The organism is Mycobacterium sp. TKK-01-0059 (genome assembly GCF_000709305.1).
Classification (GTDB): domain Bacteria; phylum Actinomycetota; class Actinomycetes; order Mycobacteriales; family Mycobacteriaceae; genus Mycobacterium; species Mycobacterium intracellulare.
Map to the genome: position 1 here is coordinate 110,572 of NZ_KL446995.1, position 21,169 is coordinate 131,740.

General features: G+C 71.1%; 7 protein-coding genes. 2 read left to right on the top strand and 5 right to left on the bottom strand.

All coding sequences use genetic code 11. The features are described from left to right. Positions 1-58 precede the first annotated feature (58 nt). Both K883_RS22685 and K883_RS22690 read left to right on the top strand, forming a co-directional pair. Positions 59-745, top strand: coding sequence for a PAS and ANTAR domain-containing protein (locus tag K883_RS22685; RefSeq protein WP_008257606.1), 687 nt, complete (start codon positions 59-61; stop codon positions 743-745). Positions 746-768: 23 nt separating this feature from the next. After that, entirely contained in the window at positions 769-2,586 is a 1,818-nt protein-coding gene (locus tag K883_RS22690) for an ABC-F family ATP-binding cassette domain-containing protein (protein ID WP_036455967.1), read from the top strand. 104 nt (positions 2,587-2,690) lie between these two features. Here the strand turns inward: K883_RS22690 and K883_RS22695 are convergent, their stop codons facing one another. The 5 genes from K883_RS22695 to K883_RS22715 form a co-directional block, all read right to left on the bottom strand. Beyond that, the gene (locus tag K883_RS22695) at positions 2,691-3,983 is read right to left on the bottom strand and encodes an HNH endonuclease signature motif containing protein (protein WP_014385089.1); all 1,293 of its coding nucleotides are present in this window, start codon (positions 3,981-3,983) and stop codon (positions 2,691-2,693) included. Positions 3,984-4,039: 56 nt separating this feature from the next. Continuing rightward, complete coding sequence (locus K883_RS22700; RefSeq protein WP_008257608.1) at positions 4,040-5,101, bottom strand: type III polyketide synthase; 1,062 nt, start codon at positions 5,099-5,101, stop codon at positions 4,040-4,042. A 160-nt stretch (positions 5,102-5,261) separates the two neighbouring features. Then, complete coding sequence (locus tag K883_RS22705) at positions 5,262-8,363, bottom strand: type I polyketide synthase (protein ID WP_036455968.1); 3,102 nt, start codon at positions 8,361-8,363, stop codon at positions 5,262-5,264. Between the two features lie 2 nt (positions 8,364-8,365). After that, positions 8,366-14,761: a type I polyketide synthase gene (locus K883_RS22710; protein ID WP_008257611.1), complete on the bottom strand. Its 6,396-nt coding sequence runs from the start codon at positions 14,759-14,761 to the stop codon at positions 8,366-8,368. Next, positions 14,742-21,131: a type I polyketide synthase gene (locus K883_RS22715; RefSeq protein ID WP_036455969.1), complete on the bottom strand. Its 6,390-nt coding sequence runs from the start codon at positions 21,129-21,131 to the stop codon at positions 14,742-14,744. Before K883_RS22715 ends, K883_RS22710 begins: the two co-directional genes overlap by 20 nt. Positions 21,132-21,169 lie beyond the last annotated feature (38 nt).

Genomic DNA, 21,169 nt, shown 5'->3' on the forward strand with positions numbered 1-21,169 from the left:
GCAAAAAACGGGAACCGATACGCCAGGGTTTTCACAAACGGGAATGGAGCAAGGCGCGATGACAGTGAACTCGGACGACGAAACCGTGGAGCGCCGCGAGGCGCTCATGCGTGACGTCGTCGAGGAGAGCGACCTCACCGCGGTCGACTCGGTGCTCGGTCTCGGCGATCCGCAGCGCGTGGGCCGGTTCCGGTTCTTTCTGGACGGCCATCGCTGGGAATGGTCGGACGCGGTGGCGCGCATGCACGGCTACAAGCCCGGACAGGTGCAGCCCACCACGGAACTGTTGCTGCAACACAAGCATCCCGAGGACCGCGAACGGGTGGCGGCTGTGCTGGAGCGGGTGATGAAGGGGAAGCCGTTCAGCAGCCGGCACCGCATCATCGACACCGCCGGGCGCACCCACTGCGTCGTCGTCGCCGGGGATCGGATGGTCGACGACGCGGGTGCGCTGGCCGGCACGTCCGGCTTCTACGTCGACGTCACCGACTCGCTGCACACCGACATCACCAATGTGCTGTCGGCGGTCGCCGACGCCCGGGCCCGCATCGAGCAGGCCAAGGGCGTGCTGATGGTCACCTACGGCATTTCCGCCGAGCGGGCGTTCGACATCCTGGTGTGGCGTTCCCAGGAGGAAAACCTCAAGGTGCGCGACGTCGCCGGCCGCTTCCTGGACGCCGTGGCCAGCAAGGCGTCAGCGGAAACGCAAAGCCATGTGGACCAGGCGCTGCTGACGCTGGAATAGCACGCGCCAGTAGGGTCGGGCCGGTGGCGCACCTACTCGGAGCCGAGGCCGTACACCTCGAATACCCGACCCAGGTGGTGTTCGGGTCGATCACGCTCGGGGTCAACGACGGCGCGCGAATCGGCATCGTCGGGCGCAACGGCGACGGCAAGTCCAGCCTGCTGCGGCTGCTCACCGGCCAGCAACAGCCCGATTCCGGCCGGGTCACCCGGCGCAGCGGGCTGCGGGTCGGCGCGCTGAGCCAGGCCGACACCCTGGACCCCGACCACAGCGTGGGGTGGACCCTGGTCGGCGATGCCGCCGAACACCAGTGGGCCGGCGACCCGCGGGTCCGCGACGTGGTCGCCGGGCTGGTCTCCGACATCGCTTGGGACGCAACGGTTGCCACGCTCTCCGGCGGGCAGCGCCGGCGGGTGCAGCTGGCCAGGTTGCTGGTGGGCGAATGGGACGTCATCGCGCTCGACGAGCCCACCAACCACCTGGACATCGAGGGGATCACCTGGCTGGCCGGCCACCTGAAGGGGCGCTGGGCGCGCAACACCGGCGGGCTGCTGCTGGTCACCCACGACCGCTGGTTCCTCGACGAGGTCGCCACCACGACGTGGGAGGTGCACGACGGGATCGTCGAGCCGTTCGACGGTGGGTACGCGGCCTACGTGCTGCAGCGCGTCGAGCGGGACCGGATGGCCGCCGTCGCCGAAGCCAAGCGGCAGAACCTGATGCGCAAGGAGCTGGCGTGGCTGCGTCGCGGCGCCCCGGCGCGGACCTCCAAGCCCAAGTTCCGGATCGAGGCCGCCAACCAGCTGATCGCCGACGTGCCGCCGCTGCGTGACACCGTCGAGTTGGCCAAGTTGGCGAGCGCCCGGCTCGGCAAGGACGTGATCGATCTGCTCGACGTGTCGGTCTCGTTTGGCGGCCGGCCGGTGCTGCGCGACGTCGAGTGGCGGATCGCCCCGGGCGAGCGCACCGGCATCGTCGGGGCCAACGGCGCCGGGAAGTCCACGCTGCTGGGGTTGATCGACGGCACGATCGCGCCCGATGCCGGCCGCGTCAAACGCGGCAAGACGGTGCGGCTGGCGGTCCTCGACCAACAGGGCGACGCGCTGGGCGCGGTCGACGACGACCGGATCGCCGACGTGCTGGGCCGGCTGCCCGGCGCCTACCAGGTCGACGGCCGTGAGGTGACCCCGGCCCAGCTGCTCGAGCGGCTCGGCTTCGGACGCGGCCAGCTGTCCGCCCGCGTGGCGGATCTCTCCGGCGGCGAGCGTCGGCGGCTGCAGCTGATGCTCACGTTGCTGTCCGAGCCCAACGTGTTGCTGCTCGACGAGCCGACCAACGACGTGGACACCGACACGCTGGCGGCAATGGAGGATCTGCTCGACTCCTGGGCGGGAACGCTGATCGTCGTCTCGCACGACCGCTATCTGCTGGAGCGGGTCACCGATCAGCAGTACGCGGTGCTCGACGGCCGGTTGCGGCACCTGCCCGGCGGCGTCGACGAGTACCTGCGGCTGGCCGAGCGGCGGCAGGACGGGGCGGGCACCGAAGAGGCGCGGCCGGCGCAGGCTTCGCGGTCGGCGCAGGAGTCGCAGCCGTCGCAGGCGTCGCGGCCCGCGATGTCGGGCGCCCAGCGCCGCGCCGCCGAGAAAGAAGTAGCCTCCCTCGACCGCCAGCTCGCGCGGCTGGCGGACCGGATCGAGGACAAACACCACGAACTCGCCGCCCACGACCAGTCCGACCATGTCGGCATCACCCGGCTCACGCAGGAGCTGCGCGCGCTCGAAGACGAGGTCGCCGCGACCGAGAGCCGTTGGCTGGAGCTTTCGGAATTGCTCGAATAGCGGTGAGCGGCTACAGCTTTCGTGATGCGGTGTAGGTGTGCGACCTGGTGGTGCGAACGAATTTCGTTATGCACCAACGTGTTTGATCGCTAGCACTGGCCGGGCTAGTTGTTTGTCGGTGGTGGTTGGGGTTGGAAGGGGTCATACCACCACCAGTCGGCGCGTTCCCCGGTAGGTCCCGGACACGGCGGCACCGCGGGCGGGGGTCGGGTGGGTGGGTGTGCCAGTGAGCCCGGGCTCAGTACCCGGCCGGCGTCGTCGGTCACGGTCAGGGCGTCTGCGGGTCCGGTGAGGGTGATAACGCCCCGGTGATGCAACCGGTGGTGATAGGGGCAGACCAGCACCAGGTTGGCCAACTCCGTGGGGCCACCGTCCTCCCAGTGCCACAGGTGATGCGCGTGCAGGCCCCGGGTGGCCCCGCAGCCGGGCACCGCGCACGTGCGGTCGCGATATTCCAGCGCGCGGCGAAGCCGCCGATTGATCACCCGCGTCACCCGCCCGGCCCCAATAACCTGCCCGTCGCGTTCGAACCAGACCTCACAGGTGGCATCGCAGGTCAACAAGCGGCGTTCGGCATCCGAGAGCAGCGGACCCAGATGCAGGGTTGCCACGCGCTGCCCGACGTCGAGGTGGGCTACCACGGTGGTGTGCTGCCCATGCGGGCGACGGGCGGCCTCGGCGTCCCAACCCGCCTCGACCAGCCGCATGAACGCATCGACGGTGCTGGGCAACGGGGGCCGCTGATCGGAAACGCCCGCGCCGTTTGCGTGGTCGTGTTTCCACTCGGCGATCAGCGCCTCACGATGAGACGCCAAAGCGGCGTCGAACTTCGCGGCATCCAAGTGGCCCAGCGTGATCCGATAACAGGCGCCCCACTCAGTGGCGGTCGTAGTGATCGAACGCTCAGGCTCGATCTCGGGCCGAGGTTCGAGCTCGGACTCGGACTCTGACTCGGACCGAGGTTCAGGTTCGGGTCGCGGTTCCAGCTTGACCGCGGTACGCAGCTGATTGACCGTCGCGACCGCGGCCAGCTGCGCGTAATGCTCATCGGATCCCTGCCCGGCGCGCGCCGCGATCACCCCGACCTGATCGGCCGACAGCCGACCCTCCCGCAGGCCGGCGGTGCAGCGCGGGAACTCCTCGAGCCTGCCCGCGATGGTGGCGATCGTGTGCGCGTTGGCCGACGAGCAGCCCAGCTTCCAGGCCACCAACGCCGGCACCGAGCGCGCCCCGGTCACACCACACAATTGGTCACGATCAATCTCGGCGACGATCTCCACAATGCGCCCATCAATCGCATTGCGCTGACCCGCCAACTCCGCCAACTCCCCGAACAGCACCTCAAGGCGGTCACTCGCAGTGACCACCACGGCCTCAGCGGACGCGATCGACGACATGCTGTCATCATCACAGCCACCACCGACAACACCGGCCGCCTACGGAAGCGACCCGCTCAGTGCCAGCGCAGCAGCACCAGTTCGGACCCGAAGCCGGGTCCCGTCGCGATCATCAGCCCGGGGCTTCCGCCGGGCGGTGGCTTGGCGATGGTGTCCCGCAGGATGTGCAGCACCGACGCGGACGACAGGTTCGCGATTTCGCCGAGCGAGCGCCAGGTCAGCTCGTGCGCCTCCGGCGGCAGCTCGAGGCACTTGGCGATGGTATTGATGACTTTGGGGCCGCCGGGGTGCGTCACCCAGGCGCCGACGTCGTCCTTGGTCAGCTGGTGCGCGGCGAGGAACCGGCTCACGTCGTCGGCCAGGTACCGGTCGATGACGGCGGGCAGTTCCGGCGACATCACCAGCTGAATGCCGGCCGAGCCGACGTTCCAGCCCATGATGTGCAGCGATTCGGGGTACAGGCGGCTGCGCGAATCGAGGATGTCGGGCCCGGCCGCGCTCAGCTGCTCGGCGCGACGGTCGCCGACGGCGACCACCGCGGCGGCACCATCGCCGAACATCGCGGTCCCGACCAGCCCCGACACCGTCGGGCCGACCGCGGGGAAGGTCAGCGAGCACAGCTCGACCGACACCAGGGCGGCGACGCCGTCGGGGGCGCCACGCAGGTAGTCGTGCAGCCTGCCGACCCCCGCCGCCCCGCCGGCGCAGCCCAGCCCGAACAGCGGCACGCGGCGCACGTCCGGGCGCAGGCCGAGGCGCCCCACGATCCGGGCGTCGAGCGACGGCACCGCGACGCCGGTGACGGTCGTGGTGACGATCGTGTCGATGTCTTGCGGGACGAGCCCCGCCTCGTCGAGGGCGCCGAGCAGCGCGTCGCAGCCAAGTTCCACGGCCTTGTCGATGAAGACCTCATTGGCATCACCGAAGTCGGTCAGCGCGTGGTACCGCTCGAGCGGCAGGACGAAGTGGCGGCTGTTGACCTTGGCGGCGGCGTGCAGACGCCGGACGATCTCTTCGTGTTCCTTCAACGCGGGGAACTCGACGATGTGGTCGGTGATTTCGCGTTGGCTGTACCGATGCGGCGGCAAAGCGCCGAACACACCCGCGATGACGCTCATGCTCTACTCTCTTGATTGCCAACCAACGTGAACACGATTCCGCGTAATGCCGGAAGTTTATTCGGTTGGCTGTGGTCTTGCAAAAGTTTCTGGTATTCAACACATGTCAGATTGACTGCGCGTGGTGTACGCGTAATCATGTCCGCCAGCGGGGAATTCGTCATTCGATTTCGTCGTCTTCCGCCGCATTGAGCGCCATGGCGATTAAATCGTCGGGGCTCAAAGAATCGATATCGTCACCGCTGGGACCGGGTTCATTTGCGTCGCCTTCGGGTGTTTCCGGCACACCGGCGAGTAATAGGAGTTTGTCGAGCAATCCCGTTCTGCGAAGTTCACGCACAGGAATCCTCCTCAGCGCGGACCATAGTTTTTCGTCGTCGGATTCCTCGCGATCGTCATGGAGTAGTTGCCGGCGAAGATGATCGGCCAGCGCGGCCGGGGTCGGGTAGTCGAAGATCACCGTGCGTGACAACGCCGTCCCGGCATGTGTGGTGAGGCGATTGCGCAATTCGACCCCGGTCAGTGAGTCGAACCCGAGGTCGCCGAAGGCGCGGTCGTGGTCGATGGCCTGTCCGCCCGGATATCCCAGCACGGCCGCCGCGTGCTCGCACACCAACCCGAGCAGCACACGCTGCTGTTCGTCGCGCGGCAGGCCGTGCAACCGCTGGGCCAAGTCGGGCGAGCGCGTCACGGCGGCGGGCGCGGCCCCCGATCCCCCCGGCCCGCGCCCGTCGCCGAGCCAAAACCTCTCTCGCGCAAAGCCATACGTCGGCAATTCGACCCGCCGCGCGTTCAGGCCGGCGAAGACGCCCGCCCAGTCGAGGTCGAGTCCGCGGGTGAACAGCTGCCCGGCGGCGGCCAGCGTCGATTCCGTCTCGGGGCGGTCCTTGGGCATGGTGGCCAGCGACGCCGCCCGCTCGGCGCTCAGCGATTGGTCCACGGCGGCCGTCAGCGCCGCGCCCGGTCCCAGCTCGAGGAAAATCGCGGCGCCGCCCGCCTCGGCGGCGCGCACCCCCTCGAAGAAGCGCACCGGCCGGCGCACGTGTTCCACCCAGTACTGCGCCGATCCGTACTCGGCATCGGCCGGCCGCCCGGTCAGGTTCGAGACCAACTCGACTCGGGGGCGCCGCGGTTCGATGCCGGCCGCCACCGCGGAAAACTCGCCCAGCATGGGCTCCATCATTGGCGAATGAAACGCGTGGGAGACCGCCAACCGGTGTACGCGCCGACCGGTTTGCGCCAGCCGATCGGCCAGCGCCGCGACCGGTGTCTGTTCGCCGGAGAGCACCACCGACTGCGGGCCGTTGACCGCCGCGATGCTCACCCCACCGTCCATCAACGCGGCCACCTCGGCCTCGCCGGCGCCGACCGCCACCATCACCCCACCGGCCGGCAGCCGTCCCATCAGCCGGCCGCGGGCCGCCACCAGCCGGGCCGCATCGGGCAGCGACAGCGCCCCGGCCACGCACGCCGCGGTGATCTCCCCCACCGAATGTCCCATCACCACATCCGGTGCGACACCGAAGGATTGCCACAACGCCGCCAGCGCGATCCCCAACGCGAACAATGCCGGCTGGGCAAACTCCGTGCTCTGCAACAACTCCGGGCCCGCGCCCCACATCACCTCGCGCAAGGGCAGCCGCACATGCCCGTCCACCACTTCGACGGCCTCGTCGAAGGCGCGGGCGAACACCTCGAAGCGGTCGTAGAGTTGGCGCCCCATCCCGAGCCACTGCGAACCCTGGCCGGGAAAGACGAACACCGTTTTGCCCGGCGGCATGCCCCGGCCCACCGACACACCCGAATGTGGCTGCCCCGCCGCCAGCGCCGCCAATCCCGTTGCCAACTCCCCACGATCGCCACCCACCACGACCGCGCGATGCTCGAAAGACGCCCGGGTGCTGACCAATGACCAGGCCACGTCGAGGGGGGTGAGATCCTCCCGCTCGGCCAGGTGGTCCGACAGCCGCCGCACCTGGTTGGTGAGCGCGCGTTCGGATCGGGCCGAGAGCACCCACGGCACCGTGAAGCCTGAGTTCGATTGCGCCGCATGGGGTTGGGCGGGAGGCTGTTCCACGACGAGGTGCGCGTTCGTCCCGCCCATGCCGAACGAGGACACCCCGGCCCGCCGCGGGTGGCGCGTGGACGGCCAGGGCACCGCCACGGTATTGACTTGCAGTCCAAGGCGATTCAGATCCACCTCGGGATCTGGGCCGGCATGGTTGAGGCTCGGCGGAATCGTCGAATGGTGGATCGACAGGACGGCCTTGAGCAGACCCGCCACCCCGGCGGCGCCGCCGGCGTGGCCGATGTTGGTCTTCACCGATCCCACCCGAACCGGATCGTGTGCGCGCACGCCGAAAACCTCACCCAGCGCTTGGGCTTCGATCGCGTCACCCACTTTGGTTCCCGTGCCGTGGGCCTCGACGTAGTCGATGTCCGCCGCCTCGAGGCCGGCGTCGGCGAGCGCGCGGCGGATCACGTCGGCCTCGCCACGCGCCGACGGCACGGTCTGGCCGGCCGGGCTGTGCCCGGCGTTGGCGACGGCGCTGCCGCGAATGACGGCGTGGATGCGATCGCCGTCGTCGAGCGCGGCCGGCAGGGGCTTCAGCAGCACCAGCCCCGCGCCCTCACCGCGCACGTAACCGTCGGCGCGCCGATCGAAAGCGTAGGTGTGGCCGGACACCGACACGGCGCCGAATTCCCGTTCCAGCATGGCGATTTCGTCGGCCAGGTTGAGGTGAACCCCGCCCGCGATGGCCAGCGACGACTGCCCGGTCCGCACGCTTTCGCATCCGAGGTGCACCGCCACCAGGGACGAGGACTGGCCGGAGTCGACGGTCATGCTGGGCCCCTGCAGCCCGAAGGCATACGAGATCCGGTTGGCGATCATCGCCCGGCTGATGCCGGTGAACGTGTGGTGGTCGAGGTTGTCGGCGAGGTCGCGCAGGGTCAGCGCGGCGTAGTCATCCGTCATCACCCCGAGGTACACCGAAACCGGTTCTGTCCGCAGTGTGTCGGGAACGATGAATGCGTTCTCGAACAGCTCCCAGGTCAGTTCGAGGGCCAGCCGTTGCCTCGGGTCCATCGCGCACGCCTCGCGCGGCGACAGGTTGAAGAAGTCGGCGTCGAATTGCTGTGCCTCCCCGGCGAATTGGGTGTTCTCCCGCCCGTCGCGGATGAGCCGCCACAAGGCCTCGGGGCCGGCCGCTCCGGGGAACTTGCACGCCAGCCCGATGATCGCTACGTCTGTCGAGGCCAAGGTCAGGGGCCGACTTCGTCGTCGAGGATGGCAAAGAGCTGACTCTCGGTGGCGGTGGCGAGGTCGTCGTCGAACGCGTCCTCAGGCTGATCGGGCAGCGCGGACGGCGTCGGGCCGGTCGCCGTCGCCAGCAGACCCTCGAGCCGGGCGACGAGCTGTGCCCGGTCGGCGGGGCTCAGCCCGGGCCGGCCCAGCAGTGCCTGCAGTTCCCGCGCGATGTCGTCGAACCGGGCGATGCGATCGGGCTCGGTGGCCGGGGCGGCGACGGAGCCGGTGGCCAGTTCGGTTCCGAGGTGTTCGGCCAAGGCGGCCGGCGTGGGGTGATCGAAGATCAGCGTGGGTGACAGGGTTAGCCCGGTAGCGATTTTGAGCCGGTTTCGCAGTTCGACGGCGGTCAGCGAGTCGAAACCGAGGTCACCGAACGCGTCGTCGGCGTTGACGTCGGCGGTGGTGTGCCCCAGTACCGTGGCCGCGTTGCCGCAGACCAGTTCCACCAATTCGGCTTGTCGCTGTTCGGGACTCAGGCCGTCCAGGCGCGCCCGCAGGCCCGTCAGGGACACCATGTCGGTGTGCTCGAGGACCCGCCGGGCGGGGCGGGTGGCCAGCTGGCTCAGCAGCGGCGGCAGCGTGGCGCTGTGGTGCGCCAGCGCGCCCCGGTCGAGGCGGGTGCCCACCACCATGGGCCGGTCGCCGAGCAGCGCGGCGTCCAACAGGTCCAGCGCTTGCCGGGTGGACAACGCGCTCAGCCCGGCCCGGCTCATCCTGGCCCGATCGGCCTCGCCGAGGTGGTGCGTCATCGCCGACGGCTCTTCCCACATCCCCCACGCCACCGACAATCCCGGCAGTCCCCGGGCGTGGCGATGGGCCGCCAGCGCGTCGAGGAAGCTGTTGGCCGCCGCATAGTTGCCCTGACCCGGCGCACCCACGATGCCGGCCATGGACGAAAAGGCCACGAACGCGGCCAGGTCCAGTTCTTTGGTCAGCTCGTGCAGGTGCCACGCGCCGTCAACCTTGGCGCGCAACACCGCGTCGATACGCGCGGGAGTCAATGACGCGACCATCGCGTCGTCGATCACCCCCGCGGCGTGGAACACCGACCGCAGCGGGTAGTGCGAGGGCACCCGCGCCAGCAGGGCCGCGACCGCGTCCCGGTCGCCGACATCGCAGGCCACCACCGACACCGAGGCGCCCAGGTCGCGCAATTCGCCTGCCAGCTCGGCGATTCCGGCCGCCTGCTCCCCGCCGCGACTGACCAGCATCACGTGGGGCACCCGATGCCGCTCGACGAGGTGGCGAGCCACCGCCGACCCCGCCATGCCGGTGCCGCCGGTGATGAGCGCGGTCCCGCCCGCCAGCCCCGCGGGGCCGTCCGGCATGGTGAGCACGACCTTGCCGATGTGACGGGCCTGGCTGACAAAGCGGTAGGCGTCGGCGGCGCTACGCGCGTCGAAAGCCTTGACCGGCAACGGCGCCAGGGCCCCACCGGCGAACAACGTCATCAATTCGGCCAGCATCTCCGCGATTCGATCCGGGCCGGCCTCCATCAGGTCGAAGGCGCGGTACCCCACCCCGGGGTGGGCGTGCGCGACGACATCCGGATCACGCAGGTCGGTCTTGCCCATCTCGATGAAACGACCACCCCGGCCCAAGAGCCGCAGGGACGCATCGTTGAATTCACCGGCCAGGGAGTTGAGCACCACGCCGAAGCCCCCGGCGCCCACCGCCGCGCGGAACTTGTGCTCGAACTCCAGCGTCCGCGAATCCGCGATGTGGGCATCGTCGAAACCGATGGCGCGCAGCGTGTCCCATTTGCCGCGACTGGCCGTCGCGAATACCTCCGCGCCCCAATGCCGGGCCAGCTGCACCGCGGCCATGCCGACCCCGCCGGTGGCCGCGTGCACCAGCACCCGTTGGCCCGCCCGCAATCCGGCCAACACCGAGAGCCCGTAGTACGCGGTCAGGAACACCACCGGCACGCCGGCGGCCTGAGCCATCGACCAGCCCCGCGGCACCCGCGTGACCAGCCGCCGATCGACGGTCGCCTCCGAGCCCGCCAGCCCGAAGATCCCCATCACCGCGTCGCCGACGGCCACATCGGTGACGCCGGAACCGACTTCGGTCACGATGCCGGCGCCCTCGGCACCCAACTGCGCGGCACCGGGATACATGCCCAGCGCCACCAGCACGTCCCGGAAATTCACCCCGGCCGCGGCCACCGCCACCCGCACCTGTCCGGCTTCCAGCTCCGCCGGCGGGTACTCCTGGACCGCCAGGTCCTCCAGCGTCCCGGCGTCGCCGGCGGCCAGCCGCCACACCGACGGCGGCGCGGGCAGCGACAACAGCGCCCGCTGGCCGGCCGGCTTCAGCCGGGCACTGTGGGCGATGCCGTCGCGCACCACCAATTGCGGTTCGCCGCAACCGATCACCGTCGCGACGTCCAACGAGCCGTCGGTGTCGACCAACACGATGCGGCCCGGATGCTCGGCCTGCGCCGAGCGCACCAGCCCCCAGACGGCCGCGCCGGCCAGGTCGGAGACGTCGTCAGCGGACAGGGTCACCGCACCACGGGTCTGCACCACCAACGTCCCGGCCGCGTCGCCGGACAGCCAGGACTGCAGGACGCCGAGGGCCTCGTGCGCCGCGGTGTAGACCGCGGTGATCGAAGCGCCGGGGGGCGGCTCCCATACGGTCACGCCCTGGCCAACCCCGTTGCCCGGGAGCGAGATCGGCGACCATACCACGTCGAGGAGCTCGCCGCTCCCGGCGCGGGCCGCCAGCGCCGCCCTCAATTGGTCGGCCGACACGGCGCGCGTCACCAACTCCCGCACCGAGAGCACCGGCAGGCCCGACGCGTCGGCCAGGTCGACCGACACGGCGCCGGTGCCCGCCGGTGCCAGCCGCACCCGGACCCGCGATGCACCGGCGGCGTAGAGGCTCACGCCCTGCCAGGAGAACGGCAACACGGTCTCGATCCGCTCGTCGGCCACCCCGAGCGCGTGCAACGCCGCGTCCAGCAGCACCGGGTGGATGCCGAAGCCGCCGGTCGCGACACCGGCGTGCTGCGGGAGCTCGACCTCGGCGAACGTTTCGGCCCCCCGCCGCCACACGGCCCGCAACCCCTGAAAGGCCGGGCCGTACCCGTAGCCGCGGTCCGCCAGGCCGTCGTACGCGCCGGCCACGTCCACCGCCTCGGCGCCGACGGGGGGCCACACCGACAGATCCGTCACCGGGGTGGTCGCGCCGTCGCGCAACAAGCCCTCGGCGTGCAAAATCCAATCCGTTTGCGCCGCACGCGAATACACGGAGACGGCCCGCGCTCCGGTGCCGTCGGCCGCCTCCACCACCACCTGCAGCTGCACGACCCCGCCCACCGGGACCGCTAGCGGTGCCGACAGCGTCAGTTCCTCGATCACCGAGCAGCCGACCTCGTCACCCGCCCGCAACGCCAGCTCCACGAAGCCCGCCCCGGGGAACAGCACCGTGCCGGCCACGGCGTGGTCGCCCAGCCACGGTTGGGCGGCCGTCGACAGCCGGCCCGTCAACACCACACCGCCGGAATCCGGCCGGTCCACTACCGCCCCCAGCAACGCGTGCTCGGCCTCGGTCAGACCCAGGCTGGCGATGTTCGCCGATCCCACCGAATCGCTCGACAGCCAAAACCGGCGCCGCACAAAGGCATACGTCGGCAACGGGATGCGCCGCGCGCTCAGCCCGGTGAACGCCGCCGACCAGTCCAGGTCCGAACCTGTCGCGAACAGCTGTCCGGCCGCCGACAGCAGCGAGTCGACCTCGGGGCGGCCCTTGGCCATCGACACCACCGACATCGCGCGGTCGGTGGTCAGGCACTGGTCGACCGCGGCCGTCATCGCCGCCCCGGGGCCGACCTCTAAAAACACACCGGCGCCTAGCGATTCGGCCAGTTGCACGCCGTCGACGAACCGAACCGGCTTGCGCACATGGTCAACCCAGTACGCGACCGTCCCATAGTCGGGCCCGGCCAGCTGCCCGGTCAGGTTGGACACCAACGCGATCCGCGGCTCGCGTGCCGACACGCCGGCCACCACCGCGGCGAAGTCCCCCATCATGGGTTCCATCAGCGGCGAGTGGAACGCGTGCGAGACCGCCAGCTGCCGCACCCGGGCGCCCCCGGCCGCCAGCCGGTCCGCGACCACCTTCACCGCCGACTCCGAGCCCGAAAGCACGAGCGATTGCGGGCCGTTGACCGCCGCGATGCCGACGTCGCCGTTCAGCAGCGGCGCCACGTCGGCCTCGGTCGCGGTCACGGCCATCATCACCCCACCGGGCGGCAACTGCGCCATCAACCGGCCCCGGCTCGCGACCAATCGCGCCGCGTCGGACAGCGAGAGCGCGCCCGCGACGCAGGCCGCGGCGATCTCCCCCACGGAGTGGCCGATCACCACATCCGGTGTGACGCCCAGGGCTTCCCACAGCGCGGCCATCGCGATCTCCAGCGCGAACAGCGCCGGCTGGGCGAATTCGGTGCTCTGCAACAACTCCGCGTCGGAGCCCCACATCACCTCGCGCAACGGCAGCCGGCAGTGGGCGTCCACCGCGGTCACCGTCTCGTCAAAAGCCTGGGCGAACGCGGGAAAGCGTTCGTACAAGGCCGCGCCCATGCCCAGCCACTGCGAACCCTGACCGGGAAACACGAACACGCGCTTGCCCGCCGCGCGGGTGCGCCCGGTGATCGCGCCCGGGACCGGCGCCCCCGCGGCCAACCCCGCCAGGCCGGCTGACAGGCCCGCACGGTCGGCGCCGATCAGCACCGCGCGGTGCTCGAACGCCGCCCGGGTGGTCGCCAACGACCAGCCCACGTCCACCGCGGGCACATCCGGTGTGGCGCCCAGGTGGTCCAGCAGGCGTTGGGCCTGACCGGCCAGCGCGTCGGTCGAGCGTGCCGAAACCACCCACGGGACAATGGGATTCGAGCCGTCGTGCGCCGCGGGCACGTCGTTGGGTTCGGCGGGTGCCTGCTCGACGATCACGTGGGCGTTGGTGCCGCTGATCCCGAAGGAGGAGACGCCTGCCCGCCGCGGCCCGTCGTGATCCGGCCAGGGCCGCGGGTCGGTCAGCAGCGACACCGCCCCGGCCGACCAATCCACGTGGGGCGACGGGACATCCACGTGCAGCGTCCTGGGCAACACCCCGTGCCGCATCGCCTGCACCATCTTGATCACCCCGGCCACGCCCGCCGCGGCCGAGGTGTGGCCGATGTTGGATTTGATCGATCCCAGCCACAGCGGGCGGTCCGCCGGGCGGTCCTGTCCGTACGTCGCGAGCAGCGCCTGCGCCTCGATGGGGTCCCCGAGCACGGTCCCGGTCCCGTGGCCCTCCACGGCATCCACGTCCGCCGCCGTCAGTCCGGCGTTGGCCAACGCGGCCCGGATGACCCGCTGCTGCGACGGCCCGTTGGGTGCGGTCAAGCCGTTGGACGCGCCGTCCTGGTTCACCGCGGTGCCCCGCAGCAGCGCCAGGACCGGGTGTCCCAGGCGCCGCGCGTCGGCCAGCCGCTCCAGCACCAGCACACCGGCGCCCTCCGACCACGAAGTCCCGTCCGCCGCCCCGGCGTACACCTTGCAGCGACCGTCGGGCGCCAGCGCCCGCTGCCGGCTGAATTCGACGAACGCCGCCGGGGTCGCCATGACGGTCACTCCCCCGGCCAGCGCCAGGTCGCATTCCCCGGACCGCAACGACTGCGCGGCCAGGTGCATGGAGACCAACGAGGACGAGCACGCGGTGTCCACCGAGACCGCCGGGCCTTCCAGCCCCAACACGTACGACACCCGGCCCGAGGTGACGCTCAAGGTCGAGCCCGTGAGCCCGTAGCCCTCCAGCTCGCCTTTCACCTCGCCGCCATACCCGGCGTGAATGACCCCCGCGAAGACTCCGGTCGCCGTGCCGCGCAGCGCGAAGGGGTCAATTCCCGCGCGCTCCAACGCCTCCCAGCAGATCTCCAGCATCATCCGCTGCTGGGGGTCCATGGCCAGCGCCTCGCTGGGCCCGATGCCGAAGAACCCGGCGTCGAAGTCCCCCGCGTGCTGCAGGAAGCTGCCGTGGCGGGTGTACATCTTGCCTTTCGCGTCCGGGTCCGGGTCGTAGAGGCCCTCGACGTCCCAGCCGCGATCGAGCGGGAAGTCCGACACCGTGTCCCGCCCCTCGGCGACCAGCTCCCAGAGGGCTTCCGGGGTGTCCACGCCGCCGGCGTAGCGGCAGGCCATGCCCACCACCGCGACCGGTTCGGACAGTTGGCCTTCCAGCTCGGCGACGCGCCGCCGGGTCCGCCTGAGATCCGCCGTGAGGCGCTTCAGGTAGTCGACGTGCTGCGCGGTGCCGGGCGTTGCCGCTCCTGGCGGGGTGTCAGCGGCCGAGTTCTTCATCGAGGATCGCAAAGAGTTGGCTTTCGGTGGCGGCATCGAGGTCATCGTCGAGGTGTTCGGAGTCGGCCGGATCGGCGGGCGCAATGGCGCCGAGCAGGGTGTGGATGCGCGCCCGCAGCACCGAGCGGTCGTCGGCATTCCAGTCGGGCGCGCCCAGCAGCGCCTGCAGTTCGCGGGTGATGTCGTTGACCCGGGCCATCAGGTTCGGCTGCACGTCGGTGCCGGCCCCCGCCAGTTGTGTGTCCAGGTGCCCAGCCAGCACGGTCGGCGTGGGGTAGTCGAAGATGAGTGTTGGCGAAAGGGTAAGGCCCGTCGCGTTTTTGAGCCGGTTACGCAGCTCGACCGCGGTGAGCGAGTCGAAGCCGAGCTCCTGGAACGCGCGGCCGACGTTGATGTCGGCCGGGTTCGGCACGCCCAGGACCATCGCGGCGTTGCCGCGAACCAGGTCGATCAATTCGCGCTGCCGGGCCTCGGGGCTCAGGCCGTTCAGGCGTGCGCTCAGACCCGTGCTGGACGCGGCGGCGCCGGTGTCGTCGACCACGCGCCGGGCCGGGCCGGCGGCGAGTTCGCGCAGCAGCGGCGGCAGCGCGGCGACGTTGTCCGACAGGTCGGCCCGGTCCACGGCGGCGGCCACCAGCACCGGACGGTCGACCAGCATGGCGGCGTCGAAGGCCGCCAAGGCCTGCCCGGTGGGCAGCGGCGCCAGGCCGATCCTGCTCATCCGGGCCTTGTCCCGGTCGCCGAGGTGCGCCGTCATCGCCGAGGCCTGTTCCCACAGGCCCCAGGCCAGCGACAGGCCCGCGAGGCCGTGGGCGCGCCGGTAGGCGGCCAGCCCGTCGAGGAAGCTGTTGGCCGCCGCGTAGTTGGCCTGTCCCGGGGTCCCCACGATCCCGGCCATCGACGAAAACACCACGAACGCCGACAAATCCAGATCGCGGGTGAGCTGGTGCAGGTTCCAGGCACCGTCGACCTTGGCCCGCAGCACCGCGTCCACCCGGTCCGGGGTCAGCGACGAGATCAACCCGTCGTCGAGGATCCCGGCGGCGTGAACGACGCCGCGCAGCGGATAGTGCGCCGGTATCCGGGAAAGCATCGCCCCCACCGCGTCGGGATCGGCGACGTCGCAGGCCTCCACCGACACGTCGGCGCCGGCCCGCTTCAGCCCGTCCACCAGTTCCGCGACACCGGGGGCCTCCGCGCCGGCCCGGCTGACCAGCACCACGTGGGCCACCCCGTAGCGGTCGACGAGGTGGCGGGCCAGCGCCGAACCGGCCATCCCAGTGCCGCCGGTGATCACCACACTGCCCCCGGCCAGCCCGCCGCCGCAGCCGCTGAGCACCTCGCCGGGCCCCGACGGCACGGTGAGCGCGACCTTGCCGACGTGGCGGGCCTGGCTGACGTACCGGTAGGCCGCCGCGGCGCAGCGGACGTCGAATGTCTTCTGCGGCAACGGTGTCAAGACCCCGCGGGTCAACAATCCGACGATCTCGGCCAGCATGGCCGCCGTCCGGTCCGGGCCGGCCTCCAACAGGTCGAAGGCCCGGTACTGGGCGCCCCCATATTGTTCGGCGACGACGCGCGGGTCGCGGACGTCGGTCTTGCCCATCTCGATGAATCGCCCACCGGGCGCCAACAGCCGCAGCGAGGCGTCGGTGAAATCGCCGGCCAGGGAATTGAGCACGACATCGAAGGCGCGGTCACCCGCCACCGCGCGGAACTTCTCCTCGAACTCGAGCGTGCGGGAATCCCCGATGTGGTCGTCGTCGAATCCCATCGCGCGCAAGGTATCCCACTTGCCGCGGCTTGCGGTGACGAACACCTCCGCACCCCAGTGCCGCGCCAGTTGCACCGCGGCCATGCCCACTCCCCCGGTGGCGGTGTGCACCAACACGCGCTCCCCGCAGCGCAGCCCCGCCAGCACCGACAACCCGTACAGCGCGGTGAGGAATACCACCGGCACGCCGGCGGCCGCGACCAGCGACAGCCCGTCGGGCACCGGTGTCACCAATCGCTGGTCGACCACCGCCTCGGAGCCGACGACCCCCAACAACCCCATGACCGGATCACCGACGGCCAACCCGGTCACGTCGGGGGCGACCTCGACGACCACACCGGCGCCCTCGGCCCCCAGCTGGCCGCCGCCGGGATACATCCCCAGCGCCACCAGCACATCGCGGAAGTTGACCCCGACCGCGGCCACCGCCACCCGCACCTGCCCCGCGATCAATTCGGTTCGCGGGCAAGGGCTTACGACGAGGTCCTCCAGGGTGCCCTCGCCGCCGGCGTCCAACCGCCAGCCACCGGCCGGCAGGCCGATCGCGGAGTCCGCCCGCACCAGCCGCAGCCGGGCCGCATAGGCGACGCCCCCGCGGACCACCACTTGCGGCTCACCGCAACCGATTACCGCGTGGGGATCCAGCGACCCGTCGGAGTCGATCAGCACCATGCGGCCGGGGTGCTCGGCCTGCGCCGAGCGCACCAGGCCCCACACCGCGGCGCCGGAAAGGTCCGAAACGTCTTCGCCGGCAAGCGCGACCGCGCCGCGGGTCCGCACGGCCAGCACCCCGTCGCCGTCGGCGCGCAACCACGATTGCAGCACCTCCAAGGCCTCGGCGGCCGCCGCGTGCACCGACTTCACCACGTCGCCGCCGTGATCTGCCAACTCCCACACCGTGGCCTTTGCGCCGTCGTCCTCGCCGCCCAGCGTGATCGGTGACCAGGTCAGGTCGAGCACTCCCTGGGCGAGCGGGCGCTGCGTGGGTGCCGCCGCGGTGGCCAATTGCTCGGCGGAGACCGGGCGCATGGCCAACGCGCCCACCGACAGCACCGGCAGCCCCGCTCCGTCCGCCAATTCCACCGAGACCGCCCCGGCGCCGGCGGGCGCGATCCGTACCCGCGCCCGCGCCGCGCCCGACGCGTGCAACGACACGCCCTGCCAGGAGAACGGCAACACGGTCATGTCCTGCTCGCCGGCGGCCCCGATCGCTTGCAGCGCGGCGTCCAACAGCACGGGATGGATTCCGAAGCCGCCGTCGGCCGCGGCGGCGTCGGGCACGGCGACCTCGGCGAAGAGCTCGTCCCCGCGCTGCCACATCGCCCGCAATCCCTGGAATGCGCGGCCGTATTCGTAGCCGCGCCGGGCGAGCGCGGCGTAGGCGCCCGAGACCTCCACCGCGGTCGCCCCGACGGGCGGCCACACCGAGAGGTCCGCGGCCGGAGTCACCGCCCCCGGCCGCAACAGTCCCTCGGCGTGCAACACCCACTCCGAACCCGGCTGCGCGGCATCCGAATACACCGACAGCCGACGCCGACCCGACTCGTCGGCCGCCCCGACCGCGAGTTGCACCTGCACACCGTCGCCGGCGGGCAGCACCAACGGCGCCGACAGTGTCAGCTCGTCGAGCACGCCGCAGCCGACCTCGTCACCCGCGCGGATGGCCAGCTCGACGAATCCCGCACCGGGGAACAAGACGGTCTGGCCCACCGCGTGATCGGCCAACCAGGGGTGGGCGACCGTCGACACCCGGCCCGTGAGCGCCACACCGCCGGAGTCGGGCCGGGGCACCACCGCGCCGAGCAGCCCGTGCTCGGCACCGCTGACCCCCAGGGTGGCGGCGTCAGACGAGCCCGTCGATCCGCCCTGAAGCCAAAAGTGTTGCCGCGCAAACCCGTACGTGGGCAGGTCGACACGCCGGCCGCCCAGGCCGTCGAACGCGGCGGGCCAGTCCACACCCACGCCCGCCACGAACGCCTGCCCGGCCGAGAGCCAGAAGCGGTCCGGGCCGCCGTCGTCGCGGCCCAACGACGGGATGACGCAGCCCTGTTCGTGGTCGGGCATGGTCTCTTCGATGGCGGCCATCAGCACGGGGTGCGGGCTGGATTCGATGAACGCCCGATAGCCCGCGTCGCAGGCGCAGCGGACCGCCCGCTCGAACTGCACCGTCTGCCGGATGCTACGGAACCAGTAGTCGGCGTCCAGTCCCGCGGTGTCCATGAGCTCACCGGTCACGGTGGAGAAGAACGCGACCGAGGACGACCGCGGTGCAATGCCGTTCAGCGCCGCGGCGAGGGGCTCGCGGATCGCGTCCACCGCGGCGGAATGCGAGGCGTAGTCGACATCGATGCGGCGGGCGCGGATGTTGTCGGCTTCGCACCGCCGCATCAATTCGGTCAGCGCGTCCACCTCGCCGGAGACCACCACCGCCGAAACACCGTTGATCGTGGCGATATTCAATCGCTCACCCCACGGCGCGATCAGCTGCTCGGCGCGCGGCAGGGCGCAGGCCAGCGAGACCATGCCGCCCCGGCCCGACAGCCCCACCAGCAGTCTGCTGCGCAGCGCCACCACCCGGGCGGCGTCTTCCAGCGACAGCGCCCCCGCCACGCAGGCCGCAGCGATTTCACCCTGGGAATGACCGATCACCGCATCGGGCACCACGCCCACCGAACGCCACAACTCCGCGAGCGACACCATGACCGCCCACAGCGCCGGCTGCACCACGTCCACCCGGTCCAGTCCGGGCGCGCCCGGCGCGCCGCGGATGACGTCGATCAGCGACCAGTCGACGTGATCGGCGAGCGCCCCCGCGCACCGGTGCAGCTGCTCGGCGAATACCGTTGAACTGTCCAGCAATTGGGCGCCCATGCCGGCCCATTGCGAGCCCTGGCCGGGGAACACGAACACCGTCTTGCCGGGCGACTGCGCCCGGCCCACCGCGACGCCGGCCCCCTGCTCGCCGGCCGCCAACTCGGCCAGCCCCCGCAGCAGCTGCGCGCCGGTGGCGCCCACGACCACCGCGCGGTGCTCGAAGCGCGACCGCGTCGCGACCAGCGACCAGCCCACGTCGATCACCCGCAGCGTGGGATGGGCCTTCACGTGCGCCAGCAGCCGCGCCGCCTGGTTCGACAGCGCCTCGGCCGACCGGGCCGAGAGGACCCACGGCACCACCACGTCATCGCCTGGGGGCGAGTCGCTTTCGGGCTCCGGCGCATACTGCTCGACGATGACGTGCGCGTTGGTGCCGCTGATGCCGAACGACGAGACGCCCGCGCGGCGCGGCCGGTCGGGCGTGGACCACGGGCGCGATTCGGTCAGCAGCGACACCGCGCCGGCCGACCAATCCACGTGCGGCGTCGGCTCATCCACGTGCAGCGTCTTGGGCATCACGCCGTGGCGGACCGCCTGCACCATCTTGATCACTCCGCCGGCGCCGGCCGCGGCCGACGTGTGACCCATGTTGGATTTGATCGACCCCAGCCACAGCGGCCGGTCCACGGGCCGGTCCTGCCCGTAGGTCGCCAGAAGCGCCTGCGCCTCAATCGGATCCCCGAGCGTGGTGCCGGTCCCATGCCCCTCCACCAGGTCCACGTCCGCGGCGCCCAGCCGCGCGTTGGCCAGCGCCGCCCGGATCACCCGTTGCTGCGAGGGCCCGTTGGGCGTCGCCAGCCCGTTGGACGCGCCGTCCTGGTTCACCGCGGACCCGCGTATCACGGCCAGCACCGGATGCCCGAGCCGGCGCGCGTCGGCCAGCCGCTCCAGCACGAGCACGCCGACGCCCTCGGAAAACCCGGTGCCGTCGGCCGCGCCCGCGTAGGCCTTGCAGCGGCCGTCGGCGGCCAGCGCCCGCTGGCGACTGAATTCGATGAACATCGCCGGCGTGGCCATCACCGTCACGCCGCCGGCCAGCGCCAGATCGCATTCACCGGAACGCAACGACTGCGCGGCCAAATGGAGGGCCACCAGCGACGACGAACACGCCGTGTCGACGGAAACCGCCGGGCCCTCGAGCCCCAACGAGTACGCCACCCGCCCGGATGCCACACTCAGCGTCGAGCCGCGCAGGCCGTATCGCTCCAAGTGTCCCGGCACCCGGCCCTGTCCCCCGTAGGAGCCGTGAAAGATCCCGGCGAACACGCCGGTCGACGAACCGCGCAGGGTGACGGGATCGATTCCGGCCCGCTCCAACGCCTCCCACGACACCTCGAGCAGCAGGCGTTGCTGGGGGTCCATCGCCAGCGCCTCGCTCGGCGCGATCCCGAAGAAGGCGGCGTCGAAATCCCCGACGTCCGAGAGAAACCCGCCGCAGCGCGCGTAGGACTTTCCGACCGCGTCCGGATCCGCATCGAAGAGCCCGGCCAGGCTCCAGCCGCGGTCCGACGGGAACTCCGAGACGACGTCGCGGCCCTCAACCACCATCTCCCACAACGCCTCTGGCGAGTCCACCCCACCGGGATAGCGGCATCCCATGCCCACCACCGCCACCGGCTCGGTGGTGGCGGCGAGGTATTGGCGGTTCTCGCGCTTGAGCCGCTCGTTTTCCTTCAGCGATTGGCGAAGGGCCCGGACGAGCTCTTCGGTGTTGCCGTTCATCGAACGCGGCCTTTCGTGTCACTCACAGCGCCGGCTCC